The organism is Streptomyces sp. NPDC000983, from assembly GCF_040299205.1.
Taxonomy (GTDB): Bacteria; Actinomycetota; Actinomycetes; order Streptomycetales; family Streptomycetaceae; genus Streptomyces.
On record NZ_JBEPBM010000032.1, the window covers coordinates 1 to 26587 of the forward strand.

The 26587-nt window shown below is 70.7% G+C and carries 22 protein-coding genes; 12 read left to right on the forward strand and 10 right to left on the reverse strand.

Going from position 1 to position 26587, the window contains the following annotated elements:
* Nucleotides 1–246: 246 nt before the first annotated feature.
* Both ABT296_RS29050 and ABT296_RS29055 read left to right on the forward strand, forming a co-directional pair.
* Nucleotides 247–2796 (forward strand): DUF4118 domain-containing protein, encoded by a 2550-nt coding sequence (locus tag ABT296_RS29050; protein WP_351931639.1) that lies wholly within the window; start codon nt 247–249, stop codon nt 2794–2796.
* On the forward strand, nt 2793–3476 hold the full coding sequence (locus tag ABT296_RS29055; protein WP_351931640.1) for a response regulator: 684 nt from the start codon (nt 2793–2795) through the stop codon (nt 3474–3476). The genes ABT296_RS29050 and ABT296_RS29055 overlap by 4 nt, the downstream gene beginning before the upstream one ends.
* A 29-nt stretch (nt 3477–3505) precedes the next feature.
* Here ABT296_RS29055 and ABT296_RS29060 read toward each other — a convergent pair whose 3' ends face one another.
* Together ABT296_RS29060 and ABT296_RS29065 are read right to left on the reverse strand one after the other, a co-directional pair.
* Nucleotides 3506–4645, reverse strand: a complete 1140-nt coding sequence (locus ABT296_RS29060) for a GDSL-type esterase/lipase family protein (protein WP_351931641.1) — start codon at nt 4643–4645, stop codon at nt 3506–3508.
* Nucleotides 4646–4677: 32 nt separating this feature from the next.
* The gene (locus tag ABT296_RS29065; protein WP_351931642.1) at nt 4678–5247 is read right to left on the reverse strand and encodes a TetR/AcrR family transcriptional regulator; all 570 of its coding nucleotides are present in this window, start codon (nt 5245–5247) and stop codon (nt 4678–4680) included.
* Between the two features lie 134 nt (nt 5248–5381).
* Here ABT296_RS29065 and ABT296_RS29070 point away from each other — a divergent pair, with 134 nt between their 5' ends.
* Together ABT296_RS29070 and ABT296_RS29075 are read left to right on the forward strand one after the other, a co-directional pair.
* Complete coding sequence (locus ABT296_RS29070; RefSeq protein WP_351931643.1) at nt 5382–5780, forward strand: OB-fold nucleic acid binding domain-containing protein; 399 nt, start codon at nt 5382–5384, stop codon at nt 5778–5780.
* 3 nt (nt 5781–5783) lie between these two features.
* The gene (locus ABT296_RS29075; RefSeq protein ID WP_351931644.1) at nt 5784–6515 is read left to right on the forward strand and encodes a DUF3159 domain-containing protein; all 732 of its coding nucleotides are present in this window, start codon (nt 5784–5786) and stop codon (nt 6513–6515) included.
* Between the two features lie 222 nt (nt 6516–6737).
* On the opposite strand, the gene ABT296_RS29080 is transcribed toward ABT296_RS29075, so the two are convergent.
* Together ABT296_RS29080 and ABT296_RS29085 are read right to left on the reverse strand one after the other, a co-directional pair.
* Entirely contained in the window at nt 6738–7415 is a 678-nt protein-coding gene (locus tag ABT296_RS29080) for a potassium channel family protein (RefSeq protein WP_351931645.1), read from the reverse strand.
* The gene (locus ABT296_RS29085; RefSeq protein ID WP_351931646.1) at nt 7415–8086 is read right to left on the reverse strand and encodes a potassium channel family protein; all 672 of its coding nucleotides are present in this window, start codon (nt 8084–8086) and stop codon (nt 7415–7417) included. The genes ABT296_RS29080 and ABT296_RS29085 overlap by 1 nt, the downstream gene beginning before the upstream one ends.
* Nucleotides 8087–8488: 402 nt before the next feature.
* Here ABT296_RS29085 and ABT296_RS29090 point away from each other — a divergent pair, with 402 nt between their 5' ends.
* The 3 genes from ABT296_RS29090 to ABT296_RS29100 all read left to right on the forward strand — a co-directional run bounded on the left by ABT296_RS29090 (nt 8489) and on the right by ABT296_RS29100 (nt 13041).
* Nucleotides 8489–10537, forward strand: coding sequence for an APC family permease (locus ABT296_RS29090; protein ID WP_351931647.1), 2049 nt, complete (start codon nt 8489–8491; stop codon nt 10535–10537).
* Nucleotides 10538–10591: 54 nt separating this feature from the next.
* Nucleotides 10592–11935: a class I SAM-dependent RNA methyltransferase gene (locus ABT296_RS29095; RefSeq protein WP_351931648.1), complete on the forward strand. Its 1344-nt coding sequence runs from the start codon at nt 10592–10594 to the stop codon at nt 11933–11935.
* A 632-nt stretch (nt 11936–12567) separates the two neighbouring features.
* Nucleotides 12568–13041 (forward strand): Dps family protein, encoded by a 474-nt coding sequence (locus ABT296_RS29100; RefSeq protein WP_351931649.1) that lies wholly within the window; start codon nt 12568–12570, stop codon nt 13039–13041.
* A gap of 814 nt (nt 13042–13855) precedes the next feature.
* On the opposite strand, the gene ABT296_RS29105 is transcribed toward ABT296_RS29100, so the two are convergent.
* The 4 genes from ABT296_RS29105 to ABT296_RS29120 all read right to left on the reverse strand — a co-directional run bounded on the left by ABT296_RS29105 (nt 13856) and on the right by ABT296_RS29120 (nt 17996).
* The gene (locus ABT296_RS29105) at nt 13856–14437 is read right to left on the reverse strand and encodes a sigma-70 family RNA polymerase sigma factor (protein ID WP_351931650.1); all 582 of its coding nucleotides are present in this window, start codon (nt 14435–14437) and stop codon (nt 13856–13858) included.
* A gap of 409 nt (nt 14438–14846) precedes the next feature.
* Nucleotides 14847–15917: a tetratricopeptide repeat protein gene (locus tag ABT296_RS29110; RefSeq protein ID WP_351931651.1), complete on the reverse strand. Its 1071-nt coding sequence runs from the start codon at nt 15915–15917 to the stop codon at nt 14847–14849.
* Between the two features lie 143 nt (nt 15918–16060).
* Complete coding sequence (locus tag ABT296_RS29115; RefSeq protein WP_351931652.1) at nt 16061–16897, reverse strand: NB-ARC domain-containing protein; 837 nt, start codon at nt 16895–16897, stop codon at nt 16061–16063.
* A 49-nt stretch (nt 16898–16946) separates the two neighbouring features.
* Nucleotides 16947–17996 (reverse strand): AfsR/SARP family transcriptional regulator, encoded by a 1050-nt coding sequence (locus ABT296_RS29120; protein WP_351931653.1) that lies wholly within the window; start codon nt 17994–17996, stop codon nt 16947–16949.
* A gap of 670 nt (nt 17997–18666) precedes the next feature.
* Here ABT296_RS29120 and ABT296_RS29125 point away from each other — a divergent pair.
* Complete coding sequence (locus ABT296_RS29125; protein ID WP_351931654.1) at nt 18667–19497, forward strand: SGNH/GDSL hydrolase family protein; 831 nt, start codon at nt 18667–18669, stop codon at nt 19495–19497.
* Here ABT296_RS29125 and ABT296_RS29130 read toward each other — a convergent pair.
* The gene (locus ABT296_RS29130) at nt 19487–20242 is read right to left on the reverse strand and encodes a hypothetical protein (RefSeq protein WP_351931655.1); all 756 of its coding nucleotides are present in this window, start codon (nt 20240–20242) and stop codon (nt 19487–19489) included. The two genes, ABT296_RS29125 and ABT296_RS29130, sit on opposite strands and share 11 nt — an antisense overlap.
* A gap of 14 nt (nt 20243–20256) precedes the next feature.
* On the opposite strand from ABT296_RS29130, the gene ABT296_RS29135 reads away from it, so the two are divergent.
* The 4 genes from ABT296_RS29135 to ABT296_RS29150 all read left to right on the forward strand — a co-directional run bounded on the left by ABT296_RS29135 (nt 20257) and on the right by ABT296_RS29150 (nt 23158).
* Nucleotides 20257–20565 (forward strand): DUF5707 domain-containing protein, encoded by a 309-nt coding sequence (locus tag ABT296_RS29135; protein ID WP_351931656.1) that lies wholly within the window; start codon nt 20257–20259, stop codon nt 20563–20565.
* Nucleotides 20566–20892: 327 nt separating this feature from the next.
* On the forward strand, nt 20893–21729 hold the full coding sequence (locus ABT296_RS29140; RefSeq protein WP_351931657.1) for an alpha/beta fold hydrolase: 837 nt from the start codon (nt 20893–20895) through the stop codon (nt 21727–21729).
* 305 nt (nt 21730–22034) lie between these two features.
* Entirely contained in the window at nt 22035–22868 is an 834-nt protein-coding gene (locus ABT296_RS29145; RefSeq protein ID WP_351931658.1) for an alpha/beta fold hydrolase, read from the forward strand.
* Entirely contained in the window at nt 22814–23158 is a 345-nt protein-coding gene (locus tag ABT296_RS29150) for a peptidase inhibitor family I36 protein (RefSeq protein WP_351931659.1), read from the forward strand. The genes ABT296_RS29145 and ABT296_RS29150 overlap by 55 nt, the downstream gene beginning before the upstream one ends.
* Nucleotides 23159–23273: 115 nt before the next feature.
* On the opposite strand, the gene ABT296_RS29155 is transcribed toward ABT296_RS29150, so the two are convergent.
* Entirely contained in the window at nt 23274–26450 is a 3177-nt protein-coding gene (locus ABT296_RS29155) for an AfsR/SARP family transcriptional regulator (protein WP_351931660.1), read from the reverse strand.
* Nucleotides 26451–26587 lie beyond the last annotated feature (137 nt).

Consider the following 26587-nt stretch of genomic DNA (forward strand, 5'->3'; position numbering starts at 1 on the left):
CGGAGAAAGTCATAGAGGCGCTGCACGTAACCCAGCGTAGGGAAGCGTGGCGTGTGCAGGGGTCAACCGGAGGACAGCGAGGTGAGCGCGTGCCCGGGCCGCCGGCCTCCTCCGGGCCGGCCGCCGGACGTGGTGCGTCAGGGTTGCGTCAAAAGCGCCCCGGTCGCCGCACCCGGTGCCTTATGTCCGTTTTGCTGGTCGTAAGGTCGACGCTGCGTGGAGTGGCGACCGGAAGACAATGAGGACATGGGACGCGGCAGGCTTCGGATCTATCTCGGTGCGGCACCGGGTGTGGGCAAGACGTACGCGATGCTCTCGGAGGCGCACCGGCGGCTGGAGCGCGGCACGGACTGCGTGGTCGGGTTCGTCGAGCACCACGGCCGGCCGCGTACCGAGGTGATGCTCGCCGGTCTGGAGCAGGTCCCGCGCCGGGAGCTGGCCTACCGGGGCGCGTCGTTCACGGAGATGGACGTCGACGGGGTGCTGGCGCGCCGCCCCCGGGTCGCCCTCGTCGACGAGCTGGCGCACACCAACGTGCCGGGCTCGCGCAACGCCAAGCGCTGGCAGGACGTGGAGGAACTCCTCGCGGCCGGCATCGACGTCATATCGACCGTCAACATCCAGCACCTGGAGTCCCTCGGCGACGTCGTCGAGTCGATCACGGGGGTGCGGCAGCAGGAGACGGTGCCCGACGAGGTCGTGCGGCGGGCCGATCAGATCGAGCTGGTGGACATGTCCCCGCAGGCGCTGCGCCGGCGGCTGGCGCACGGCAACGTCTACCGGCCGGACAAGGTCGACGCGGCGCTGTCGAACTACTTCCGGCCGGGGAACCTGACGGCGCTGCGGGAGCTGGCGCTGCTGTGGGTGGCGGACCGGGCGGACGAGTACCTGCGGGAGTACCGCGGGGAGCACCACGTCTCGCGCATCTGGGGTTCCCGGGAGCGGATCGTGGTGGGTCTGACCGGCGGCCCGGAGGGGCGCACGCTGATCCGGCGGGCCGCGCGGCTGGCGGAGAAGGGCGCCGGCGGCGAGGTGCTCGCCGTCTACATCGCCCGCAGCGACGGGCTCACCTCGGCGTCGCCGAAGGAACTCGCGGTGCAGCGGACCCTGGCCGAGGATCTCGGCGGCACCTTCCACCACGTCGTCGGGGACGACGTCCCGGCTGCGCTGCTGGCCTTCGCGCGCGGGGTGAACGCCACCCAGATCGTGCTCGGCTCCTCGCGCCGCAAGAGCTGGCAGTACGTGCTCGGGCCGGGGGTCGGGGCGACCGTGGCCCGGGAGTCGGGGCCCGACCTCGACGTCCACATCGTCACCCACGAGGCCGTCGCCAAGGGGCGCGGACTGCCCGTCGCGCGCGGCGCCCGGCTCGGCCGGTCCCGCCTGGTGTGGGGCTGGCTGGCCGGGGTCGGTGGCCCGGTGCTGCTCACCCTGCTGCTGACCAACGTCGACGCCCACCTCGGTCTGACCAACGACATGCTGCTGTTCCTGGCCCTGACCGTGGCCGCGGCGCTGATCGGCGGACTGCTCCCCGCGCTGGCCTCGGCCCTGCTCGGCTCCCTGCTGCTGAACTGGTTCTTCACCGCGCCCGTCCACCGCATCACCATCGCCGACCCGAAGAACATCGTCGCCCTGGCGATCTTCGTCGGCGTCGCGGTGTCGGTGGCCTCGGTGGTCGACCTCGCCGCCCGCCGCACCCATCAGGCGGCCCGGCTGCGCGCCGAGTCGGAGATCCTCTCCTTCCTCGCCGGGAACGTGCTGCGCGGCGAGACCAGCCTGGAGGCGCTGCTGGAACGGGTCCGGGAGACCTTCGGGATGGAGTCCGCGGCCCTGCTGGAGCGGGCCGGCGACGTCGATCCGTGGACCTGCGCCGGACGCGTCGGCACCGGGCGGCCCGTAAAGCGGCCGGAGGACGCCGACGTCGACATGCCCGTCGGGGACCACATGGCGCTCGCCCTGACCGGCCGGGTGCTGCCAGCCGAGGACCGGCGGGTGCTGGCCGCGTTCGCCGCGCAGGCCGCCGTCGTCCTGGACCGGCGCCGGCTGCGCGAGGAGGCCGACCTGGCCCGGTCGCTCGCCGAGGGCAACCGCATCCGCACCGCGCTGCTGGCCGCCGTCAGCCACGACCTGCGCACCCCGCTCGCCGGGATCAAGGCGTCGGTGAGCAGCCTGCGCTCCGACGACGTGGCGTGGTCCGAGGAGGACGAGGCGGAACTGCTGGCCGGGATCGAGGAGGGTGCCGACCGCCTGGACCACCTGGTCGGCAACCTCCTCGACATGTCCCGGCTCCAGACCGGCACCGTCAGCACGATCGTGCGGGAGATCGACCTCGACGAGGTCGTGCCCATGGCGCTCGGCGGCGTCCCCGAGGACAGCGTCGAACTGGACGTCCCCGAGACGCTGCCCATGGTCGCCGTCGACCCCGGACTGCTGGAGCGCGCGGTCGCCAACGTCGTCGAGAACGCCGTCAAGTACAGCCCGCCCGGCACTCCCGTCCTGGTCTCCGCCAGCGCCCTCGCCGACCGTGTCGAGGTCCGCGTCGTGGACCGCGGCCCCGGCGTCCCCGACGACGGCAAGGAGCGCATCTTCGCGCCCTTCCAGCGGTACGGTGACGCGCCCCGCGGCGCCGGCGTCGGCCTGGGCCTCGCGGTGGCCCGCGGCTTCGCCGAGGCCATGGACGGCACCCTGCACGCCGAGGACACCCCCGGCGGCGGGCTCACCATGGTGCTGACCCTGCGCGCGGCCGCTGAGAAGCTTGTCCCCGCCGACGTACCGGAACCCGAAAGGCAGGCCTCATGACCCGGGTGCTCGTGATCGACGACGAGCCGCAGATCGTGCGCGCCCTTGTGATCAACCTCAAGGCCCGCAAGTACGAGGTCGACGCGGCGCACGACGGCGCCACCGCCCTCCAGCTCGCCGCCGCCCGCCACCCCGACGTGGTGGTGCTCGACCTCGGTCTGCCCGACATGGACGGCGTCGAGGTGATCCGGGGGCTGCGCGGCTGGACCCGGGTGCCGATCCTCGTCCTGTCCGCGCGCCACTCCTCCGACGAGAAGGTCGAGGCCCTCGACGCGGGCGCCGACGACTACGTCACCAAGCCCTTCGGCATGGACGAGCTGCTGGCCCGGCTGCGCGCGGCGGTCCGGCGCGCCGAGCCGGTCGGCGGAGGTGAGGAGGAGGTCCTCCTCGACGCCGGGACCTTCACCGTCGACCTGGCCGCCAAGAAGGTCAACCGCGACGGCGCGGACGTCCGCCTGACCCCCACCGAGTGGCATCTGCTGGAGGTCCTCGTCCGCAACGCCGGACGGCTGGTCAGCCAGAAGCAGCTGCTCCAGGAGGTCTGGGGGCCGTCCTACGGGACGGAGACCAACTATCTGAGGGTCTACATGGCCCAGCTGCGGCGGAAGCTGGAGGCGGACCCCTCCCACCCGAAGCACTTCATCACCGAGCCGGGCATGGGCTACCGCTTCGAACGCTGACCGCGGGCCGCCCGGTCGGCCTGCCCGGCTCAGTCCCGGAAGGCCAGTTCGGCGAACCGCTCGCCCATGAGGCGGTGCGTGGCGGCGTCCGGGTGGAGCGCGTCGGGGAGCGGCAGTTCGGCGTGGTCGCGCTCGCCGTACAGGGCGCGGCCGTCGAGCAGGCGCAGGTGCGGGTCGTCGGCCCGGCGCTGCTCCACCACGCGGGCCAGCTCCTCGCGGATCACGGTGAGCGTCAGCTTTCCGGCCGCCCGCTCGGCGGGGTCGCCGGTCGCGACGAACCTCAGCCGGCCCTCGCCGAGCGCCTCGGGGTCGAAGGCGCCCGGGCCCGGGGTGTCCTCGTGGATGGGGCACAGGATGGGGGAGACGACCAGCAGCGGGGTGTCGGGGTGGCCGTCGCGGATCGTGTCGAGGAACCCGTGCACGGCCGGGGCGAAGGCGCGCAGCCGCATCAGGTCGAGGTTGACCAGGTTGATGCCGATCTTGACGCTGATCAGGTCGGCCGGGGTGTCCCGCATCGCGCGGGCCGTGAACGGGTCGAGGAGGGCGCTGCCGCCCAGACCCAGGTTGATCAGCTCCCAGCCGGCCAGCGCCGCGGCGCGGGCGGGCCAGATGCCGGTGGGGCTGGTCGCGTCGGAGCCGTGGCTGATGGAGCTGCCGTGGTGCAGCCACACCTTGCGGCCGCGGTCCGGCAGCGGCTCCACGGGGGCGTCGGCGCGCAGGGCGAGCAGCTCGGTGGTCTCGTTGTGCGGCAGCCAGATCTCCACGTCCTTGTCCCGGTCCGGCAGCCCGGAGAAGGACAGCGTGGCGGCCGGGCCCCGGTGGCGTTCGGTGGAGCCGGTGGCCAGGTCGACGACGAGGGTGTCGCCGCCCCTGGCGACGGCCTGCTCGGTCAGCTCGCCGTCGACGAGCAGGTCGTAGATGCCGTCGGGGCGGGACGGGACGCCGACGTAGTTCCGCTTCGTGGGCAGGGTGTCCAGCTCCAGAGCGGTGGCCCGGGTGCGGAAGGCCAGCCGGACGCCCGAGGGCTGGGACTCGACCATCGCCAGCTGCGGGTCGGAGCACTGGGCGCGGGCCCTGGCGGGGAGCCGGTGCGGCAGCAGACCGCGCTCGGTGCGCTCCAGGTCCAGGGCGCCGCGGACGAGGCCGGCGGTGAGAGGGGTGGGGTGCATGGTGCGCGCGTTCCGCCTTTCTGCGTACGGGGTCAGGGGGCGGGCCAGTTGCGGAGGGTGGCGTCGAGGGCGTCGAGGACGCGGGACCAGGACTGTTCGCTGTCGGGGGCGCTGTGGCTGAAGCCGCCCGCCAGCTCCAGGTCGACGTACCCGTGGAAGACGCTGCCCAGCAGGCGGACGGCGTGGGTCTGGTCCGGCTCGGTCAGGTCGTAGCCGCGAAGGATCGCCCGGGTCATCTGGGCGTGCCGTACGCCCGCGCTCGCGGCGGCCGTCTCGGGGTCGAGGCGGTAGCGGGCGGCGGCGTAGCGGCCGGGGTGGGCGCGGGCGTAGTCGCGGTACACGTCGGCGAAGGCGACCAGGGCGTCCTTGCCTGCCCGGCCCGCGAGGGCGTCGGCCGCCCGGTCGGCGAGCTCCTCCAGGGCGAGCAGGGCGATCCGGGTCCTGAGGTCGTGGGAGCTCTTCAGGTGCGAGTACAGGCTGGCGGTCCTGACGTCGAACCGCCGGGCCAGCGCCGAGACGGTCACCTGGTCGAAGCCGACCTCGTCGGCCAGTTCCGCCCCGGCCCGGGTGAGCAGCTCCGGGGTGAGTCCCGCACGTACCATGACATCCTTTCCTTTACCTAGATAGATTATGAATCTGCCTATAGCTATTAGGCAAGTCCGGAGCCTCCGCCGCCGGTTCGAGCGCCCGACCCGGTGGGTACGTAGGTGTTGGCGTGCCCCGGTACGCTTCAGACATGAGTTCTGTTCCTCGTTCCGAGAAGCCGGTGGGCCGGTTCCGGCGCATGCTCGACCGGCTCTCCTCGTCGCAGGAGGACCTGGAGTCCGAGGAACTGCGGGAGGACGCCGCGACCGCCGGCTGCATCCGTATCTGTGACTGCCACGACCGACAGATAGTCACCGTTACTGGTACCTTGCGCACGGTCACCCTGCGGCCGCTGGCCGGAGTACCGGCCCTGGAGGCCGAGCTCTTCGACGGTTCCGCCGCGCTGGACGTGGTGTGGCTCGGCAGACGCTCCATCGTGGGGATAGAGCCGGGGCGCAAGCTGATCGCATCGGGCCGGATCTCGATGAGCCGGGGCCGCCGGGTGCTGTTCAACCCGAAATACGAACTGAGACCCCTCGGACGGGAGTAGCCGGTGACGTCGCTCGACAAGCCGACCGAAGACACCACCGCAGACGCGGAGCGGGACGCCCGGGCGGTGACGGAGGCCGCGCTGTTCGAGGCGTTCGGCGGCGTGCGCGGCATGGTCGAGACGGTGCTGCCCGGTCTCCTCTTCGTCACCATCTACACGATCAACAAGGACCTGCACCTGTCGGCGATCGCCGCCCTCGGTGTCTCCCTGCTGCTGGTCGTCGTCCGCCTGGTGAAGCGGGACACCCTCAAGCACGCCTTCAGCGGGGTCTTCGGCGTCGCCTTCGGTGTCGTCTTCGCGATGATGACCGGCAACGCCAAGGACTTCTACCTCCCCGGCATGCTCTACACGCTGGGCCTGGGCCTCGCGTACATCATCACGACGCTGTGCGGGGTGCCGCTGATCGGCGTGATCCTCGGCCCGGTCTTCAAGGAGAACCTCTCCTGGCGCAAGCGGAACCCGGGGCGCAAGAAGGCGTACTCCAAGGCGAGTTACGCCTGGGGCGCGATCCTGCTCGCCAAGTGCGCGATCCTCTTCCCGCTCTACTGGTGGGCGGACACCACCCAGTTGGGCTGGGTGCTGGTCGCCCTCAAGATCCCGCCGTTCCTGCTGGCCGTCTGGCTGACCTGGGTCTTCCTCGCCAAGGCGCCCGCGCCGATCGACGTGTTCGCGGAGATGGAGGCGGCGGAGAAGGCGGAGAAGGAGCGGAAGGCCGCGGCCCGCGCCGCCGACTGAACCGTATGGGCCGCGCCGCCGACCGAACCGTACGGGTCGCGCCGCGGGCTGAACCGTGGGAACCAGCGCCGGCCTCAAGCGCACGCATTGCGCGCCGGCCTCAAGCGCACGGATTGCGCGCCGGCCTCAAGCGCACGGACCGCGCCGGCCGAACCACACGGACCACGCGAAGGGCGCCCCGGGATCTCCCGGGGCGCCCTTCGCCGTCGTACGGCCCGCTGCTCAGCCCTTCGCGTCCTCGCGGCGCACCGACAGCAGGTCCTCCAGCTGCTCCTCGCGGGCTTGCGCGGCCACGAACAGCAGTTCGTCGCCCGCCTCCAGCGAGTCCTCCCGGGTCGGCGTGAGCACCCGGGTGCCGCGGATGATGGTGACCAGCGAGGTGTCCTGCGGCCACTCCACGTCCCCGACCTGGGTGCCGGCCAGGGCCGACTCCTCGGGCAGGGTCAGCTCCACCAGGTTGGCGTCGCCGTGGCTGAAGCGCAGCAGCCGGACCAGGTCGCCGACGCTCACCGCCTCCTCGACCAGGGCGGACATCAGACGCGGGGTGGAGACGGCCACGTCGACGCCCCAGGACTCGTTGAAGAGCCACTCGTTCTTGGGGTTGTTGACGCGGGCGACAACGCGCGGAACGCCGTACTCCGTCTTCGCCAGCAGGGAGACGACCAGGTTCACCTTGTCGTCGCCCGTCGCGGCGATCACCACGTTGCAGCGCTGCAGCGCCGCCTCGTCCAGCGAGGTGATCTCGCAGGCGTCGGCGAGCAGCCACTCCGCCTGGGGCACGCGCTCGACCGAGATCGCGGTCGGCGCCTTGTCGATGAGCAGGACCTCGTGGCCGTTCTCCAGCAGTTCGCCCGCGATCGAGCGGCCCACGGCACCGGCACCGGCAATGGCGACCCTCATCAGTGACCGCCCTCCTCTTCGGGACCCTTGGCGAACACGGCCTCGACCTTGTCGACCTCGTCGGTGCGCATCATCACGTGCACCAGGTCGCCCTCCTGCAACACCGTCTGCGAGCTGGGCAGGATCGCCTCGCCGAGGCGGGTCAGGAACGCCACGCGGACGCCCGTCTCCTCCTGCAGCTTGCTGATCTTGTGGCCCACCCAGGAGGCGGCGGTGTGCACCTCGGCCAGCTGGACGCCCCCGGTGGGGTCGCGCCACAGCGGCTCGGCGCCCGAGGGGAGCAGCCGGCGCAGCATCTGGTCGGCGGTCCAGCGCACCGTGGCCACGGTCGGGATGCCCAGACGCTGGTAGACCTCGGCACGGCGGGGGTCGTAGATCCGCGCCGCGACGTTCTCGACGCCGAACATCTCTCGGGCCACCCGCGCGGAGATGATGTTGGAGTTGTCGCCGCTGGAGACCGCGGCGAAGGCGCCGGCCTCCTCGATCCCCGCCTCGCGCAGGGTGTCCTGGTCGAAGCCGATCCCGGTGACCCGGCGGCCGCCGAACCCGGGGCCGAGCCGGCGGAAGGCGGTGGGGTCCTGATCGATCACAGCGACCGTATGCCCCTGTTGCTCCAGGGTCTGGGCGAGAGCGGATCCCACTCGTCCGCAGCCCATGATGACGATGTGCACGACCGTCCTTCCAACGTCAAGAGTTCTGCTCAGCCAGATCAGGGTCTCAGATCGACGCCCAAGCTACACACGCGCGGTAGGACGTCGGCACCCCTGTGCACGGTTGCCGCGGGATCGGGACCGATCAACGGCGGCTGATGCTGCGGACGCTGGCGAGAGTCAGGAATCCGAGGCCGACGAGGGAAGCGGCGGCGCCGATCAGCTGGGCGGTGGTGTGCATGGAGCCTCCGGGGACGGCAACGGCGGTGGGAATCAACGGGTTTTGTCATATAGGCACGCCGACGCCGTGCGCCACGAAATCCGCAGCCGCGCGCCCCGCGATTTCACCCGGTGGGCAGGTGCTGTGCGGATAGGGGGTGGCGGGTGGGCGGCAGCGCGTTCGAACGCTTACGATCCTCTGTTGTGTCCAAACTGACCGACGTGCCCAAACGGATTCTGATCGGGCGCGCACTGCGCAGTGACCGGCTTGGGGAAACGCTCCTGCCGAAGCGCATCGCACTCCCCGTCTTCGCCTCCGACCCGCTGTCCTCCGTGGCCTACGCGCCCGGCGAGGTCCTGCTGGTGCTGTCCATCGCGGGCGTGTCGGCGTACCACTTCAGCCCCTGGATCGCGGTCGCCGTCGTGGTCCTGATGTTCACGGTCGTCGCCTCCTACCGGCAGAACGTGCACGCCTACCCGAGCGGCGGCGGCGACTACGAGGTCGCCAACACCAACCTCGGCCCCCGGGCCGGCCTCACCGTGGCCAGCGCCCTGCTCGTCGACTACGTCCTCACGGTCGCCGTGTCCATCTCCTCCGGCGTGGAGAACCTCGGCTCGGCCGTCCCGTTCGTCGTCGAGCACAAGGTCCTGTGCGCCGTCGGCATCATCGTCCTGCTGACCCTGATGAACCTGCGCGGGGTGAAGGAGTCGGGCAAGCTCTTCGCGATCCCGACCTACGTCTTCGTCGCCGGCGTCTTCATCATGATCGCCTGGGGCGCCTTCCAGGGGCTGGTCCTCGACGAGACCATGAAGGCCCCGACCGCCGACTACGAGATCAAGCCCGAGCACCAGGGCCTGGCCGGTTTCGCCCTGGTCTTCCTGCTGCTGCGCGCCTTCTCCTCCGGCTGTGCCGCGCTCACCGGCGTCGAGGCGATCAGCAACGGCGTCCCCGCCTTCCGCAAGCCCAAGTCGCGGAACGCGGCGACCACCCTCGCCATGATGGGCCTGCTCGCGGTCACCATGTTCTGCGGCATCATCGGTCTCGCCATGGCCACCGATGTGCACATGGCGGAGAACCCGGCCAAGGACCTCGTCCACAACGGTGTTCCGGTCGGCGCCGACTACGTCCAGGACCCGGTCATCTCCCAGGTCGCGGCCGCCGTCTTCGGTGACGGCACCTTCTTCTTCGTGCTGCTCGCCGCCGCCACCGCCCTGGTCCTCTTCCTCGCGGCCAACACCGCGTACAACGGCTTCCCGCTGCTCGGCTCGATCCTCGCCCAGGACCGCTACCTGCCCCGCCAGCTGCACACCCGCGGCGACCGCCTCGCCTTCTCCAACGGCATCGTCCTGCTGGCCGGCGCCGCCGCCCTGCTGGTGTGGATCTACGGAGCCGACTCCACGCGGCTGATCCAGCTGTACATCGTCGGTGTCTTCGTCTCCTTCACGCTCAGCCAGATCGGCATGGTCCGGCACTGGAACCGGCACCTGCGCACCGAGACCGACCAGGCCAAGCGCCGCCACATGGTCCGCTCCCGCGCGATCAACGCCTTCGGCGCCTTCTTCACCGGCCTGGTGCTCGTCGTCGTCCTGGTCACCAAGTTCACGCACGGCGCCTGGGTCGCCCTGCTCGGCATGGTCATCTTCTACGTCGTCATGAGCGCGATCCGGAAGCACTACGACCGGGTCTCCGCCGAGATCGCCGCCCCCGAGGGCCCGAGCGACGACAGCGTCCGCCCCTCCCGGGTGCACTCCGTCGTCCTGGTCTCCAAGATCCACCGGCCCACGCTGCGCGCCCTCGCGTACGCCAAGCTGATGCGCACCGACACCCTGGAGGCGCTCAGCGTCAACGTCGACCCGGTGGAGACCAAGGCGCTGAAGTCCGAGTGGGAGAAGCGCGGCATCGACGTCCCGCTGAAGGTCCTCGACTCGCCCTACCGCGAGATCACCCGGCCGATCATCGAGTACGTCAAGAACCTGCGCCGCGAGTCCCCGCGCGACGCCGTCTCGGTGATCATCCCCGAGTACGTCGTGGGCCACTGGTACGAGCATCTGCTGCACAACCAGAGCGCCCTGCGCCTGAAGGGCCGGCTGCTGTTCACCCCGGGTGTGATGGTCACCTCGGTGCCCTACCAGCTCCAGTCCTCCGAGGCCGCCAAGAAGCGGGCCCGCAAGCGGCAGGACTGGACCGCGCCGGGCTCCGTACGGCGCGGCCCGGCGGTGGAGCGGACCAAGGAGTCCTCGAAACAGTCGTAGACTGGTCGGCTGTTGTCCCGGCCCGTCCCCTTACGCATCTGGAGTCACCCCGCCATGCAGGCAGAACCGAAGAAGTCGCAGGCGGGGTCGCTCGTGGGGCGTGAGTTCGAGGTCGAGGTCGGGCCCGTCGCGCACGGCGGCCACTGCATCGCCCGCACCGAGGACGGCCAGGTGCTCTTCGTACGGCACACCCTCCCCGGTGAGCGGGTCCTGGCCCGGGTCACCGAGGGCGAGGAGGGCTCCCGCTTCCTGCGCGCCGACGCCGTCGAGGTGCTCGACGCCTCCAAGGACCGCATCGAGGCGCCCTGCCCGTACGCCGGTCCCGGCCGCTGCGGCGGCTGCGACTGGCAGCACGCCAAGCCGGGCGCCCAGCGCAGGATGAAGGGCGAGGTCGTCACCGAGCAGCTCGCCAGGCTCGCCGGGCTGACGCCCGAGGAGGCCGGCTGGGACGGCACGGTGATGCCGGCCGAGGGCGACAAGCTGCCCGCCGGGCAGGTCCCGCAGTGGCGCACCCGCGTCCAGTACGCGGTGGACCCCGAGAGCGGACGGGCCGGGCTGCGCCGCCACCGCTCGCACGAGGTAGAGCCCGTCGAGCACTGCATGATCGCCGCGGAGGGCGTCAGCGAACTCGGCATCGAGCAGCGGGACTGGACGGGCATGGAGTCGGTCGAGGCCATCGCGGCGACCGGTTCGCAGGACCGCCAGGTGATCCTCACCCCGCGTCCCGGGGCCCGGCTCCCGATCGTCGAGCTGGACAAGCCGGTGTCGGTGATGCGGGTCGAGGAGAAGGACGGCGGGATCCACCGGGTCCACGGCCGCCCCTTCGTCCGCGAGCGCGCCGACGGCCGCACCCACCGCGTCGGCAGCGGCGGCTTCTGGCAGGTCCACCCGCAGGCGGCGGACACCCTGGTCAAGGCCGTGATGCAGGGCCTGCTGCCGCGCAAGGGCGAGATGGCGCTCGACCTGTACTGCGGGGTCGGCCTCTTCGCCGGCGCACTCGCCGACCGCCTCGGCGAGCAGGGCGCGGTCCTCGGCATCGAGTCCGGCAAGCGCGCGGTGGAGGACGCCCGCCACAACCTCGCGGACTTCCCCCGGGTCCGGATCGAGCAGGGCAAGGTCGAGTCGGTCCTGCCGCGGACGGGCATCTCCGAGGTCGACCTGATCGTCCTGGACCCGCCCCGCGCGGGAGCGGGCCGCGCCACGGTGAAGCACCTCGCCTCCCTCGGCGCCCGCCGCATCGCCTACGTCGCCTGCGACCCGGCGGCCCTGGCCCGGGACCTGGGGTACTTCCGGGACGGGGGGTACCGGGTGCGGACGCTGAGGGTGTTCGATCTGTTTCCGATGACGCACCATGTCGAGTGCGTCGCGATCCTTGAGCCTGCCGAGAAGGGCCGCTGACCTGCCGTTTCTCCGAGTGTGCGTTATGGGCGTTACGTGCGTTAGGTGCGATATCTTGACGCATATTCGACGCATGTGACGCACGTTTGACGCACGGACGGCGCGGTTTCTGATGGGTCGTCATGCGTGATTGGTGACCGTCGAATGGAGCCCTCAGCTGTGTGGTCGTAGGCACGTTGAGCTGGCTGGGGCGCTGGCTGCCGGGCTGTCAGCTGCCCCTGCCCCATCCGCTTCTCGGTAGTGACGTTCCGTGACGCTAGGTGGGGTGTCCGGTGCGTGTTGTGTCAGGGGCCGCCATGGCTCCGGTGCTCGGGAAAGGGCTTGAGGTCGTCGCCGCTCCCGATGGGCCGGAGGGCGGTTCTCGAGCACGGCCGGACTCGTGATCGGTGCTGCGTGGCCGCAGCGGTGGAGCGCGCGCCGGTCGGTCCGGAGGCATCGGTGATGACCGGGCGTCGTGCGACATGCACGACCGTATGCCGGAGGAGCTGAACCCCTCGGGGCCTGCGGCCGTACATAGCGTCGAGGCCATCGGAGCTCCAGACGGGTGCGTGCGATGGCCGGTTCATCTAGACGGCAACCCGTCCGCCTCCTTGCCAGGATGCCAGCGCCATTCCCGAAGGACCACAGACCTAATGACGATGATCAACAGCCCGCTGCCCGAGGGCGACCGCGAGATCGCCGGCGCGGCCCTCCAGGCGACCCTGGTCGACCTGCTCGACCTGTCCCTGGTGGCCAAGCAGGCGCACTGGAACCTGTACGGCCCGCGTTTTCGATCAGTCCACGTCCAGCTCGACGAGGTTGCCTCGATCGCACGTGGCCACGCGGACACGGTGGCCGAACGCGCGGCTGCGCTGGGAGTGAGTCCGGACGGACGGGCGGTCACCATCGCGGGCACCAGCGGCGTGCCTGCTTTCCCGTCAGGCTGGACGAAGGACGGCGACGCTGTCGATGCCCTGGTGCGTACGTTCTCCGCGGTCATCGGGAGGGTGCGGCAGCGGATCGAGGAGACTGGTCCGGTGGACGCCGTGAGCCAGGATCTCCTCATCGGGCTGACGGCCGAACTGGAGAAGCAGAGCTGGATGTTCCAGGCGGAGAACAGGGCCTGACGAGGTGGGACTCGTGCTGTCGGAGGGGGTGACCGCCGACTGCGGTGTCACCGGAGGCTTGCGGTATCCGCAGGGACGGGCCGGCTGCCGGATGAGAACGGCGGCCGAGGAGCTGTCGCCAAGAGGCCGAGCGGTCCTTCCTGGACGAGGCGGAGCTCGGTGATCGCGAAAAGCCCGGGGGCCGGCATCCACTCGGCACGGAGAGGTGGCGGCAGGGGGCGGTCCGGGGCCGGGCCGCAGCTTGTCCCGTGCCGTTTCTGCCGCAGCGGGCTTTCCTCGGCAACGAGTCCGGAGATCGCTCCTGACCATCCGGTTCCGCCGTGGTCCGGGGGCAGGGTGATGCGATCACGACCTCTCTGGCGAGGGCGAGCGAAGAAGACGACGGGCGTATCGGGTCCGTGGCGACCTCGTGCGCCGCTGGTCGCGAGCCGGTCCGTAGTGGGGCTGATCATCGAGACGCCCATGTCGTTCGAACGGCTCCGGACAGAAGCAGGGCAAGACGACAAGGGCGTTTGAGTGCCTGGGTGTCACTGCTTTCCGAGCAGAACCCTCCGGGGCGGTTCACGATTCCCACCAGGTGGGTGGAGCCGGGCAGCGGTGCCTGACGAGTTCATGCGCCATCGTCGTGAGACCGGACTCTCCGGGTTCCTCCCCTCGACTTCGGTGGCGACGGACCATCCCCGACATGCCGACACCCCGGGGCCGAGCGGAACCGCCCGGGGAGCGGCACCGGACGGGACGGTGACGTCAGGACCCGTCCGGCGGCGACGCGGACCGTGGATGACCGGGCCGGCATCGCCCGTCCGTGCCGTGACTACACGCCGAGTACGCCCTGCTTCTCCAAGGACTTGCGCAGCGCCCGCACGGCGTAGAAGGCACGGCTCTTGACTGTGCCGGGCGGGATGCCGAGGTGCTCGGCCACCTGGGCCACGCTGCATTCCAGGGAGTACATGAGGCGGATGACGGTCCGGTGCTGTTCCTTCAGCTCCCGCAGTGCCTCCAGCACCGCGTGGGAGGTGATCGTGGACTCCGTGCCGTCCCAGGAGGCGTCCAGATCCTCGACCGCCATCAGATCCAGCGGCCGGACCTGGCGGGCCCGGTGGTGGTCGATGACCAGGTTCCTGGCCACGGTGAACAGCCACGGCCGGATGTGTTCGCCGCGGGTGCTCAAGAGCCGGACGTGTTTCCAGGCGCGCGCCGCGGTCTCCTGGAGGATGTCCTCAGCCCTGTGCCAGTCGCCGTCCAGCAGCCGCGCGGCGTACCGGATGAGCAGAGGGCCGTACTGCTCGTAGATGTCTCGTATGAAGGCGTCGCAGTCGGCGTCCGAAGCGACGTGCCGGGCATGTGCCCGAGTCGAGGCGAGGGTGGCCGCCCCCGCCTCCATGGTCCCGTTCATGGGTGGTGCTCAATTCTGTTCGAGTGTTCCGTGGCGTGCTCTCCCACTTGCGCGGGTGAGTGGCTCAACACTCGGCGGGACCCCTTTGCCAAACCTTGTCGTCTCCTTGTCGCGCCGCTTGCCGACCCATGCCGCCCGCTCCCGGCACGTCCTCGTGTCCGCCAGGGGGCGCTCCGCGGCGCCGACGGCGCGTAGGCCCCTCGGACCCGACGGGAACGACCGGATCAGGGCGTTCGCGTCGCGAGCCGACGAGTTCGGCGTCGATGACTTCCCGCGCGTCCGCCGAGAACAGGTAGTCGTGTGAGGACACACCGGTCTTCCGGATTCCCCTCGGCATTTCGCGCCGATGGTGTCCTGCTGGCTGAACCTGGTGAAGCGATGGCTCGCCGAGTTCGGACGGAGACAGCTCCTACTGCCGGTGAATCTCCGCCCCGGGTGACTGGTGCGCAGAATCAGCGCCTGTCGGAACCGGCGCCGTGCGATTGCCGACGCCCTTCTGCGGCGGGACGGGTACGGAGCCCGCATCCATGTCCAGGGCGGTGAGCCGGTCTCGGATCTCCCGGGCGCTGTGGGACAGATCCTGTCGTTCGGCATCGGCGAGCGCGTTGACCCAGTCCGTGCGTGCGGCCTCCCGGTCGCCCATGGCCAGACGGGTGTTGCCCCGTCGCATCAGCGAGCCGACCACGTTCCGGTGGTCCTCCAGTTCCTCGAAGGCGTCCAGCGCCCGCCGGTAGGTGGCTGCCGCCTCCTCGTACCGGCCGAGTCGATGGAGGGCGTAGCCCACGCTGTCCCAGCACTGGGCCTCCTGCCACGGGGCGTCCAGGCGCTGGTAGAGGGCGATGGCCTCCTCGCCGTACACGAGGCCTCTCCCGGGCCGCCCCAGGTTGGAGTGCAGCCAGGAGAGCCCGTTGAGGCACTCGGCCGTCCACAGCTTGTTCCCCGTAGATCGGGCCAGCGCGAGTCCTTGCTCGGCGGGAGCCAACGCCTCCCGGTGCCGGCCGAACCGGAACAGCGCCATCGCCGTCACGAACAGGGCGCGAACCTGTTCGCCGGCCACGCCGAGTTCCTCGAAGAGGGCGGAGGCGCGTTCCAGGTGATCCAGAGCCCGCCTCCGGTGGTCCAGACAGATGTGGATGCTACCGAGGTGGCGCAGGCAGCGCGCCTCCTTCAAACGGTCGCCCTGGAGCTGTGCCACTTCCAGGGCGGGGGTCAGCGCGGTGATCGCCTCGGGCCAGTACTCCTGGCGGTACAGGTGCTCCTTCAGCGTCCACGCGAGGCTGGTGGCCCAGTGGTCCAGCTTCTGGCTGACGGCGGTCTGCAGCAAGCCGGCCAGTACCCGGTGTTCGGCGGTGAACCATCGGCGTGCCTGTTCGATGGTGGCGAACGTCTCCGGGACGACGCCCGTGGCGGGGGAGCCGAGGTCGAGTCCGGGCAGTGAGTCCTGCTTGAACAGCAGGTTGGCTTCGTAGGCCGTGAACATGTGGTGGTCCAGGACCCGGAGGGTGGCGGCGTGGCGTTCGTCGGTGTCGTCGTGGGTGTGGGTGAGTTCGGTGGCGTAGCCGCGCAGCAGGTCGTGGAGGGTGTAGCGGCCGGGCAGCGGCTGTCCGACGAGGCACGACCGGGTCAGGTCGGCGAGGAGACGGCGTGTCCGGTGGAGGGGGAGTGCGGTGAGGCCGGCGGCGGCCGGGGCGGTGATGTGGGGCCGGGGTGGAGGGCGAGGAGGCGGAAGAGGCGTGCGGCGGATCCGTCCAGGGACCGGTAGGACCAGGAGAACACGGTGCGGACGTCGGTGGTGGCGTCGGAGGCGGTGAACGCGTCCAGGCCGCTGTGCGCCCGCAGATCGTCGGCGATGGCGCGGAGGGGGAAGGCGGGTTCGTACTCGGCGTGGGCGGCGGCCACGGCCAGTGCCAGGGGCAGTCGTCCGCACAGGCGGATGATGTCGGCCGCGGCGGCGGGCTCGGCGGCGAGCCGTTCCGTCCCCAGCCGCCGTGCCAGCGTCTCGTGGGCCTCGGACTGAGAGGGCAGTGCGAGGGTGAGGGGTTTGGCGCCTTCCGACGTGATCAGGCCGGTGAGTCGGTTGCGGCTGGTGATCAGGGTGAAGCAGCCGTCGCCGGCGGGCAGCAGGGGACGGACCTGCTGTTCGTCGCGGGCGTTGTCCAGGACGAGGAGGATCCGCCGGTCGGCGAGGAGGCTGCGGAAGAGGGTGCTGCGGCCGGGGGTGTCCTCGGGGATGTCCTGGGCGGGGACGCCGAGGGCGGTGAGGAAGCCGTGCAGGGCGACACCGGGTTCGACGGCGGGTGCGTGGGGGTGGAACCCGCACAGGTTGACGAAGAGCTGTCCGTCGGGGAAGGAGGAGGCGATCTGGTGGGCGTGGTGGACGGCGAAGGTGGTCTTGCCGACACCGGGAGCACCGCCGATGACGACGACGGGAGCACCGGTCGGACCTGGGTCTCCGCTCACGGCGGACAGCCAGGCGCCCTCGGTCTCCCGCCCCGCGAAAACCGCCAGATCACCGGGCAACTGCGCCGGACGTACAGCCCGTGGAGACCTGCTCCTGCCGTCGCCCGCGACCGGATTTCTCCTCGCACCGGACGGTGTCACACCGGTGTTCGGCCCGGACCGCGTGACATCGTGGACCGCGCCTGCCTGCCGTGCGCCGACGGCTGCCGTCTCGTCTGGGTCGTCCGGCCGCGACCCCGGCCGGACGACCCGAACCGCGGCTGCCCGCGAGGGCGGTCGCCGTGCCCGTCGTGTTCGCCGCGTCGGTCGAGCGCAGCGGTGGCAGGTCGTGGCGGAGGATGCCGTGGTGCAGGGCGCGCAGTGAGGGCCCGGGTTCGAGGCCGAGTTCGTCCGAGAGGTGTCTGCACAGGTCCGTATAACGCTGCAGCGCCTCGGGGTGCCTGCCGGCCAGGTACAGGGCACGCAACAGCAGATCCCAGCCGGTCTCCCGCAAAGGATGCTGCGTCGTCAGTTCCCGCGCGGCGTCCACGGCCTTCTGCGTCTGTCCGTCCAGGAGCAGGGCGGTGGTGCGGAGCTCCCGGGCGGTCTGTAGCAGTTCCTCCAAGCGGGCGGCCTCAGGAGTGGCGAACAGATAGGGGGCGGCGTCGGCGAGCGCGGCACCGCGCCACATCTCCAGAGCCCTTTCGGTCTCCTCCACGACGCGCGAGGACCGGCCCCGGTCCATCGACCGGCGCGCCTGGGCCAGGTCTCGCTCGAAGCGTACGGTGTCCCGGCTGTCCGGCGGGATGTGCAGGGCGTAGCCCAGGGGCTCGGTGACCAGCACTTCGAACGAGCGCCGCCCGCGCAGATGCCGGGGTTCCAGAATCGCGCGGACCTTGCTGACGTGGGCGTGCAGGGACGCCATCGCCCCACCCGGTGCCCGCCCTGACGGCTGTGGCCACAACTCCTCGCACAGCGTCTCGGGATCGACCGCGTGGCCTTCGGCGAGCAGGAGTCGGATCAGCAGCAGTCGCTGCCTGCGCCGCCCCATGTCCAGCACCGCGCCCGCCCGCCGCACCACCAGCGGACCCAGCACCGCGAAGTCAAGCGACTCCCCCACAGCGGTCACCGTACCCCCGGAAGAGCCGCCCGACGGCGGCGCTCCTCACACGCACATGTCCGTAGGCACATGAGCGGTCCGCTCCCGCGCGGACAGATGCGCCGTGGGCTCGATGACCCACACCGGACGCCACCCCGTCCGCGCCCCGCACGACCGCTGCCACCTCTGCCGCGTCCGCACAGTTCGCCGGAACGGAGAACGAGGAGCGGTGCGGGTGATCGGAGCGGAGGACCCCGTCGTCCACCTCCCGCCTACCGATCGGGACATTAGCAGGGCGTCAACCGGCCTGAAGGACTGCGTGGGCGGGACGATTCAGCGCTTCGGCGGACGCCGCCTCCGGCCGTAGCGCCTACAGCACCGGGCCCACCCGTACACGGAGGAGCACGTCCGTCGGTGGTCGGATGCCGTGCGTCCGGTTGTCGGCCGCAGGATCGCCGGGTGCCGTGGATAACGGCCTTACCCGGGGCGGCTGTTGGCGGAGAAGGGTGAAGTGGCGGAGGAAGTTCGCCAGGCCTGAACCCGGTGCGTGCCGCGGTCGTAGAGGCGAAGGACACGTCCGTACGCGTCGCGTGCCCAGGGAAGGGCCGCCGACTCGTGCGGCCTCTTTCCACCTCAAGGGGACTTCATGGCTCATTCTCACCCGTACTCGAAGATCCGCAGAGGGGTAGTCATGGCCGCTGCCCTCACCGCCTCGCTGCTGACGTCCGGGGCGGCTCCGGCCGCCGCGACCGACGTCTCCAGGCAGGGATCCTTCAAGCACTACGTCGCCCTCGGTGACTCCTACGCCGCAGGAACAGGCCTGCCCCGGCAGACGGACGAGACGTGCATGCGCTCCACGGGCAGCTACCCGGCGTGGGTCGCCGAGACGTACAAACCTGCCGTCTTCAAGGACGTCACGTGCGGCGGAGCCACCACGCGCTCGTTGTGGAACCACGAGGGGTCGGCCGCACCCCAGGTCCATGCCCTCACCCAGGACACCGACCTGGTGACCGTCACGCTCGGCGGCAACGACCTCGGCTTCTCCGACGTGCTCACCAGATGCGTCCTGGCCGGGCTCACCACCCGGGAGGGAACTCCTTGCCGGGACGTGGCGGCCAAGGAGGTCGACGCGGGCTTCGCCAGGCTGAGCACGCGTCTGCCCGACATGCTCACCGACATCAAGCGGCGCAGTCCCCGGGCGCGTGTCGTCGTGGTCGGCTACCCCAACCCGTTCCCCGCCGACGGGAGCGCCTGCGGTTCCTCGGTGCCGCTGGCCAAGGGTGACGTCACCTGGCTCCACCAGACCACGAACCGGCTGAACCTCATGCTGGAGATGTCCGCCCTCCTGAGGCAGGTCGAGTTCGTCGACACCTCCTCGGTGTTCCGGGGTCACGACATGTGCCGGCCCCCGTCCGGGCAGTGGATCAACCCGCTGCTGCCGCGGACGTCCGGTTCCGCTCACCCCAACGCCGTCGGCCACCTGATGACAGCCGTCGCGGTGCACGAGAGGCTCAAGAAGTAGTCACCGCCCTCTCCGGGGGTCGGAGCGTCACTCCGGGCCCCGGAGATCGGGACGTGGGCGCCGAGCCTGTACCTACGGAATGGCCGTGACGGCCGTTGCGGCAGCCCGGCGACAGGCGATGCCGAGCATGGGCGGCCGGATCCGGCGGGCCGCCCCGAGTGCCGTCCGCCGTCAGGACGACGTGTCCGACTTGCCCCCACCGCTGCCGCTCGATCGCCGGAAGCCGATGCCGCTCGTGCTCGGCCCGCTTCAGCACCTGCTCGGCGGCCCGCCGGGCGAGCCTGTCTCGCCGCACCAGGATTCCGGCGGCGGACGCGGTGGCGTACAGCGCGACCGTCAGGACGACATCGAGTCCGTCGCGGTCGCTGAACCCGTGCGGGGTGAGGCCGTACAGGGCCTGCCAGGAGCCGAGGGCCGTCACGCACAGCACGGTGGTGAAGGCGTCGCGTTCGTCGGCCACGGTGAAGAGGGCCAGGGCCACGCCTGCCGTCCCCAGTACGGCCGTAGCCCCGGTGGGCAGGGATCCCGCTCCCAGGGCGCAGGCGGCGACGGTCAGGACGAGGGCGGTCACCGGTTTCGAACGGCGCAGGCAGAGCGCCGCCGTCACCGTCCCGGTGACGAGGACCGTCACGAGAAGTGCGGATCCCGCCGGAACGCTTCCGCGTATCAGGTCCGTCCCCGGCCACACGGCGGTCTGGGCGCCGAGCAGTACGAGGGGCAGGAGTCGGTCGTCGGTTCTCTTCACAAGAGATCAAGGCGATGGCCGCGCGTGAGCGGCTGTCCTCGGACCCCAGGCGGATCGCGCTCTCCAACCTGGGGTGCAGACGCTGCACCCCAGCTGCGGGCTCCGGAATCGACTCGACCGAGTCGGAACTGCGGTACGTGGACAAGGCCGAGTGCCGGAGCACCTCGGACGAGACGTCCCGCTGCACCTACACGCTGAAGGTGACGCGGCAGGAATCGGCCGACCTGCCGGTCACCGTCACGACATGTGGCAGGGCTGTCGGCCGGAGGGCCCTCGTATGTCCGGACACGGAGGCTCCTTGCTCCGCAGAGTCCCCCGTGTGACCGCTCGGACCGGAATCGGTGCCGAGGTCACCATCGTCGGTGAACCGCAGTGCGGGATTGCTCGTAGGAAGCAGTGACGTCCGGGCGCATGAGAGCCCTGACCGGACGTCAACCCTGTCGGCTGGTGTGGCGGCAGCCGGCAGGGCCGTTCAGGCCCCGGGGCCGCCACCGTCCGATCAGTCAGGACGGGCCTTCACGCCAATTTCAATTGCGCGCAACTCAATCGACTGCGGCCTAACGCTGTGCCGTGTTTCTCGTCGGAGCCGGGTTCGCCTTGCCGACCCCGCCCCATCACGGCGACAGCCCTTATACAGAAGGACATCGAAGATGCGCATCACCCGACCGACCAGACCCGCCCGTCTGGTCACCCTGCTCGGTGTTGCGGCCGTGGGCCTCTCCGTCACGGCCCTCGCCCTGCCCGGTACGGCCGGCGCGACGCCCCGCCAGCCGGTCCGGCCGACGATCGTGCTGGAACACGGGGCGTTCGCCGACGCCTCCAGCTGGGACGGAGTCGTCGAGCGGCTGCAGCGGGCCGGCTACCCGGTGGTGGCCGCCGCCAACCCGCTGCGCGGACCGGCCGTCGACGCCGCCTACCTGCGCAGCGTCGTCGAGCACATCGACGGCCCGGTGGTCCTGGTCGGCCATTCCTACGGAGGCACCGTCATCAGCCAGGCTGCCACGGGCCTGGAGGAAAAGGTCAAGGCTCTCGTCTACATCGCCGCGTTCCTGCCCGACACGGGCGAGAGCTCGCTGGGGCTGACGAACAAGTTCCCCGGCAGCACCCTTGGCCAGGTCATCGCCCCGGTGAACTACACGCTTCCCGACGGGGCCTCGGGTGCTGACGTCTTCATCAAGCCGGACAAGTTCCACCAGCAGTTCGCCGCGGACGTCCCTGCGGACAAGGCGAGGCTCATGGCCACCGGACAGCGTCCGATCGCCGCCGCCGCGCTGGAGGAGAACTCCACCCGTGCCGCCTGGAAGACGATTCCCTCCTGGTCGCTGGTCACCACCGGGGACCGGAACATCCCCGTGGCGGCCCAGCGCTTCATGTCGGCCAGGGCACACGCCCGCACGACTGAGATCGACGCCTCGCACGCGGTGACCGTCTCGCGTCCCGACACCGTCGCCCGCATCGTGGAGAAGGCGGCCCGTACGGTCCGCTGACCGGGACCTGTCGATCCAGGCAGGGGAGCCGCCCCGACGGGTGCTTCCCCGGGCCGAGCACCGGCCGAGCACGCCGCGCACGGTCTGCTGCGGATCCGCGCCCATGAGGTCACCGACCCCCCTTGTCCTCCGGTCGCGTCAGTAGTCCCTTTTCGGCCAGACGGTGAACCGCGCTCGCCTCGTCACCGTTTCCCGGGTGACGAGGCGCCGACACCGGACACCCCAGGTCGAGGCTTGTATGGACCGCCGACCGGCCCCGAGCCACCACCTCGCACTACAACCCATATCGAGAGGCAGAAACCACCATGCCGTTCATCACCGTCGGCCAGGAGAACTCCACCACCATCGACCTCTACTACGAGGACCACGGCATCGGACAGCCGGTCGTGCTGATCCACGGCTACCCGCTCGACGGCCACTCCTGGGAGAAGCAGGCCGCGGCCCTGCTGAAGGCCGGTTACCGGGTCATCACCTACGACCGGCGCGGATTCGGCCGCTCCAGCCAGCCCACCACCGGCTATGACTACGACACCTTCGCCGCCGACCTGAACACCGTCATGGAGACCCTCGACCTCCAGGACGCCGTTCTCGTCGGGTTCTCCATGGGCACCGGCGAAGTCGGCCGCTACCTCGGCGCCTACGGCTCCGCCCGGGTCGCCAAGGCTGCCTTCCTCGCCTCGCTGGAGCCGTTCCTGCTCAAGACCGACGACAACCCCGAAGGCGTCGACGGGAGCGTCTTCGAGGGCATCAAGCAGGCCGTCACCGACGACCGGTACGCCTACTTCAGCGCGTTCTACCAGGACTTCTACAACCTGGACGAGAACCTCGGCACCCGGATCAGCGAGGAGGCCGTCCGCAACAGCTGGAACGTGGCCGCCGGCGCCTCCTGGTACGCCTCGCTGGCCTGCGTCTCCACGTGGACCACCGACTTCCGCGCCGACATCCGGAAGATCGACGTGCCGGCACTGATCCTGCACGGCACCGCCGACCGCATCCTGCCCATCGAGGCCACCGGCGAGCTCTTCCGCAAGGCGCTCCCGCAGGCCGACTACGTCGTCGTCGAGGGCGCCCCGCACGGCCTGCTGTGGACCCACGCCCAGGAGGTCACCGACGCCCTCCTCACCTTCCTCGCCAAGTAGGGGCGGAGTCCGGCATCTCACCGGCCGGATGGCGACCCGCAGGCGCCCCGTCACCGTTCGACGGTGACGGGGCGCTGTCCTGGCAGCACGGCAACGATGAAGGCCGCTTCTTCTCGAGCCCGAACAGCACATCCAGTGTCGGCAGTTACATGAACGACCGTACGACCTCGGTCTGGACCCGGACCAACCGCACCATCTGCATGTACCGGCACGAGGGCCACGTCTACGACATGGGTGTTGCGGGACTGGTGGCTCGACCGGCGTTCTGCCCATACTCAACGACGAGCTGACGAGTTTCCGGCTCGTGTGATCCCGACGCGGGGGAACGCCGTACCGGCCAGCACTCAGGCGGGAAGCCGTATGCGGTCCGGGACCGCAGAAGAAACCTCGTGGGCCAGCTGGAACTCAGCGGATGGCGGACGAGTGACCATCCGCCGAACCGTCCCGCTCGGAGTCCTGACGCACAGGGTCGCCATTCCTCGGGACCGGGAGCCGATGGCTCCCCTCCGCCCTCTCCGGGAAGGGGGGCGTGGGGTCCGTGTCCATGTCCAGGGCGGTGAGCCGGTCACGGACCTGCTGGGCGCTGTGGGACATGGCTCGCTCGTCGGCGCTTTCGAGGGCTTGCACCCAGTCCGCCCGCGCGCCTTCCCGGTCGCCCCGGGCCAGCCGGGTGTCGCCGAGCCGCATCAGCGTGCCGATGGCGTTCCTGTGGTCGCCCAGTTCCTCGAACGCCCGCGTCGCCCGCTGGTAGGTGGCCATCGATTCCTCGTAACGGCCGAGCATGCGGAGGTTGTGGCCCAGGATGTCCCACGCCTGGGCCAGCTGCCACGGCGCGCCGAGGCGCTGGAACAAGGCGATGCCCTCCTCGTTGTACAGAAGGCTCTTGTCGAGCTGCCCCAGGTTGGAGTGGAACCAGGCCAGCTCGACGAGACACTCCGCCAACCACAACTCCTCACCTGTCGCCCGGGACAGCTCCAGTCCCCGTTCGGAGAACGTCACGGCCTCCTCGGTCCGGCCGAACAGGAACAGCGCACATGCCGTGACGTAGTGGGCTCGTGCCTGCTCACCGGTTGCGTCGAGCTCCTCGAAGATCGAGGTGGCGCGTTGCAGGTGGTGAAGGGCTTGCTCCTGGTGGCCGAGGTAGCCGTGGATGTGGCCGAGGTGGCGTAGGCAACGGCCTTCTTCGAGGCTGTTGTTCTGGCGTCGGGCCACTTCGAGGGCAGGGGTCAGCGCGGTGATGGCCTCGGGCCAGAATTCCTGACGGTTGAGATATTCCTTGAGTGACCAGGCGAGCCCGGTGGTGTGGTGGTCCAGCTTCTGGCCGACGGCGGTGTGGAGCAGGCCGGTCAGCACCCGGTGTTCGGCCGCGAGCCATCGGGTCGCCTGCTTGACGGTGGTGAGGATCTCCGGGGTGACGCCTGGGGCGGGTGCACCGAGGTCGAGGTCGGGCGGTGTGTCCTGTTTGAGGAGCTGGTTGGCCTCGTGGGCGGTGAACATGTAATGGTCCAGGGCCCGGAGGGTGGCGTGGTGGCGTTCCTGGACGGTGTCGTGGGTGTGGGTGAGTTCGGTGGCGTAGCCGCGCAGGAGGTCGTGCAGGCTGTAACGGCCGGGCAGCGGTTGTTCCACGAGGCAGGAGCTGGCCAGGCCGGCGAGTGCGCGGCGGGTCTGGGGGAGAGGGAGGTCGGCGAGGCTGGCGGCGGCGGGCGCGGTGATGTGGGGGCCGGGGTGCAGAGCCAGGAGACGGAGAAGTCGGGCCGCGGGCTCGTCAAGAGACTGGTATGACCAGGAGAAGACGGCGCGTACGTCGGTGGTGGAGTCGAAGCCGGTGAACGCGTCCAGGCCGCTGTGCGCCCGCAGGTCGTCGACGATGGAGTGAAGGGGGAAGGAGGGATCGAGTTCGGCGCGGGCGGCGACCACCGCCATGGCCAGGGGAAGCCGTCCGCACAGGCGGATGATGTCGGCCGCGGCGGCGGGCTCGGCGGCCAGTCGTCCGGTGCCCAGGCGTTGCTCGAGGGCTTGATGGGCCTCCGTCTGTGAGGGCAGGGGGAGGGTGAGGGGTTTGGCGCCGTCGGTGGTGATCAGGCCGGGAAGCTGGTTGCGGCTGGTGATCAGTGTGAGGCAGCCCGCTCCGCCGGGGAGCAGGGGGCGCACTTGTTGCTCGTCGCGGGCGTTGTCCAGGACGAGGAGGATCCGCCGGTCGGCGAGGAGGCTGCGGAAGAGGGTGCTGCGGCCGGGGGTGTCCTCGGGGATGTCCTGGGCGGGGACGCCGAGGGCGGTGAGGAAGCCGTGCAGGGCGTCACCGGGTTCGACGGCGGGTGCGTGGGGGTGGAACCCGCACAGGTTGACGAAGAGCTGTCCGTCGGGGAAGGAGGAGGTGATCTGGTGGGCGTGGTGGACGGCGAAGGTGGTCTTGCCGACACCGGGAGCACCGCTGATGACGACGGCGGAGGCAGCGGTTGTTCCAGGTCGGCCCCTTGCACCGCTCACGGCCGACAGCCAGGCGCCCTCGGCTTCCCGCCCCGCGAAAACCGCCAGGCTGCGCGGCAGTTGTGCCGGACGCGTCCGGGGCGGCGACGCGACTCCCTCGAGAGCCGCGGCCTGGTCGCGACTCGCGTCGGACCGATCGGCGGCGTCGGCCGGTTCGTCGTCTGCCGGGCCGAGGGGGGTGGTCGCCTCGTCCTGCTCAGGCGTCCTGGACGTGGTCGGCCCGAGCGGAGCGCGTCCGTGTCCGGTACTCCCGCCGGAGACGCATGCCGCGCCGAACCTGTTCAGCTCATCGGCTGAGTGAAGGGGTGGCAGGTCGTGGTGGAGGATGCCGTGGTGCAGTGCGCGTAGGGATGGGCCGGGTTCGAGGCCGAGTTCGTCGGCGAGGTGCCGGCGCAGGTCGGTATAGCGCTGAAGCGCTTCGGGGTGCCGGCCGGCCAGGTACAGGGCGCGCAGCAGCAGGGCCCAGCCGGTTTCCCGCAGGGGATGCTCTGCGGTCATTTCTTGGGCCTCGTCCAGGGCCTCGCTGATCCGTCCTTGCAGGAGCAGGGCAGTGGTACGGATCTCGCGGGTGGTCTGCCGCAGTTCTTCCAGGCGTGCTGTCTCGTTGACGGCGAACAGGTGGTGCGCGGCGTCGGCGAACGCGGTGCCGCGCCACATCCCCAGGGCTTTTCGGCTCTCCTCCACGACGCGTTCGGGCCGGCCCTGGTCCATGAACCGGTATGCCTGGGCAAGGGCCCGCTCGAAGCGCACGGTGTCACGGCTCTCGGGCGGCACACGCAGGGCGTAGCCCAGGGGTTCGGTGACCAGTACCTCGCAGATGCCCTTCCGGCGCAGGTGCCGTGGTTCCAGGACCGCGCGTACCTTGCTGACGTGGGCGTGCAGGGAGGCCATCGCTCCGCCCGGCGTCCGTCCCGGCTGCTGCGGCCACAGTTCCTCGCACAGCGTCTCGGGAGCGACCGCCCGGCCGTCGGCGAGCAGCAGGCGGACCAGCAGCAGGCGCTGCCTGCGCCGGCCCGGATCGAGGACCGAGCCCGCCCGCCGTACCACCAGCGGCCCCAGCAGCCCGAAGTCTAGATCCTGCCCTGAAGCCGTCACCGTACCCACCCAGAACTCCGCTCGACGCGCCACCATCGGAAGCACACATGACCATGACCCTCGGAAGGGTGGACGACCCGCTGCCGCTGTGGCGAAAACCGAGCCCGCGCGACTCTCGTCGCGGTGACCCGTCTGCC

Bases quoted from the DNA above. Each gene is read 5' to 3' on its own strand.
- ABT296_RS29145 (WP_351931658.1), top strand. From the start codon at position 22,035: ATGCCGTTCATCACCGTCGGCCAGGAGAACTCCACCACCATCGACCTC.
- ABT296_RS29135 (WP_351931656.1), top strand. From the start codon at position 20,257: ATGGCCGCGCGTGAGCGGCTGTCCTCGGACCCCAGGCGGATCGCGCTC.
- ABT296_RS29055 (WP_351931640.1), top strand. From the start codon at position 2,793: ATGACCCGGGTGCTCGTGATCGACGACGAGCCGCAGATCGTGCGCGCC.
- ABT296_RS29105 (WP_351931650.1), bottom strand. From the start codon at position 14,437: ATGAACGGGACCATGGAGGCGGGGGCGGCCACCCTCGCCTCGACTCGG.
- ABT296_RS29060 (WP_351931641.1), bottom strand. From the start codon at position 4,645: ATGCACCCCACCCCTCTCACCGCCGGCCTCGTCCGCGGCGCCCTGGAC.
- ABT296_RS29110 (WP_351931651.1), bottom strand. From the start codon at position 15,917: ATGTTCACGGCCTACGAAGCCAACCTGCTGTTCAAGCAGGACTCACTG.
- ABT296_RS29050 (WP_351931639.1), top strand. From the start codon at position 247: ATGGGACGCGGCAGGCTTCGGATCTATCTCGGTGCGGCACCGGGTGTG.
- ABT296_RS29095 (WP_351931648.1), top strand. From the start codon at position 10,592: ATGCAGGCAGAACCGAAGAAGTCGCAGGCGGGGTCGCTCGTGGGGCGT.
- ABT296_RS29100 (WP_351931649.1), top strand. From the start codon at position 12,568: ATGACGATGATCAACAGCCCGCTGCCCGAGGGCGACCGCGAGATCGCC.
- ABT296_RS29125 (WP_351931654.1), top strand. From the start codon at position 18,667: ATGGCCGCTGCCCTCACCGCCTCGCTGCTGACGTCCGGGGCGGCTCCG.
- ABT296_RS29065 (WP_351931642.1), bottom strand. From the start codon at position 5,247: ATGGTACGTGCGGGACTCACCCCGGAGCTGCTCACCCGGGCCGGGGCG.
- ABT296_RS29140 (WP_351931657.1), top strand. From the start codon at position 20,893: ATGCGCATCACCCGACCGACCAGACCCGCCCGTCTGGTCACCCTGCTC.
- ABT296_RS29080 (WP_351931645.1), bottom strand. From the start codon at position 7,415: ATGAGGGTCGCCATTGCCGGTGCCGGTGCCGTGGGCCGCTCGATCGCG.
- ABT296_RS29070 (WP_351931643.1), top strand. From the start codon at position 5,382: ATGAGTTCTGTTCCTCGTTCCGAGAAGCCGGTGGGCCGGTTCCGGCGC.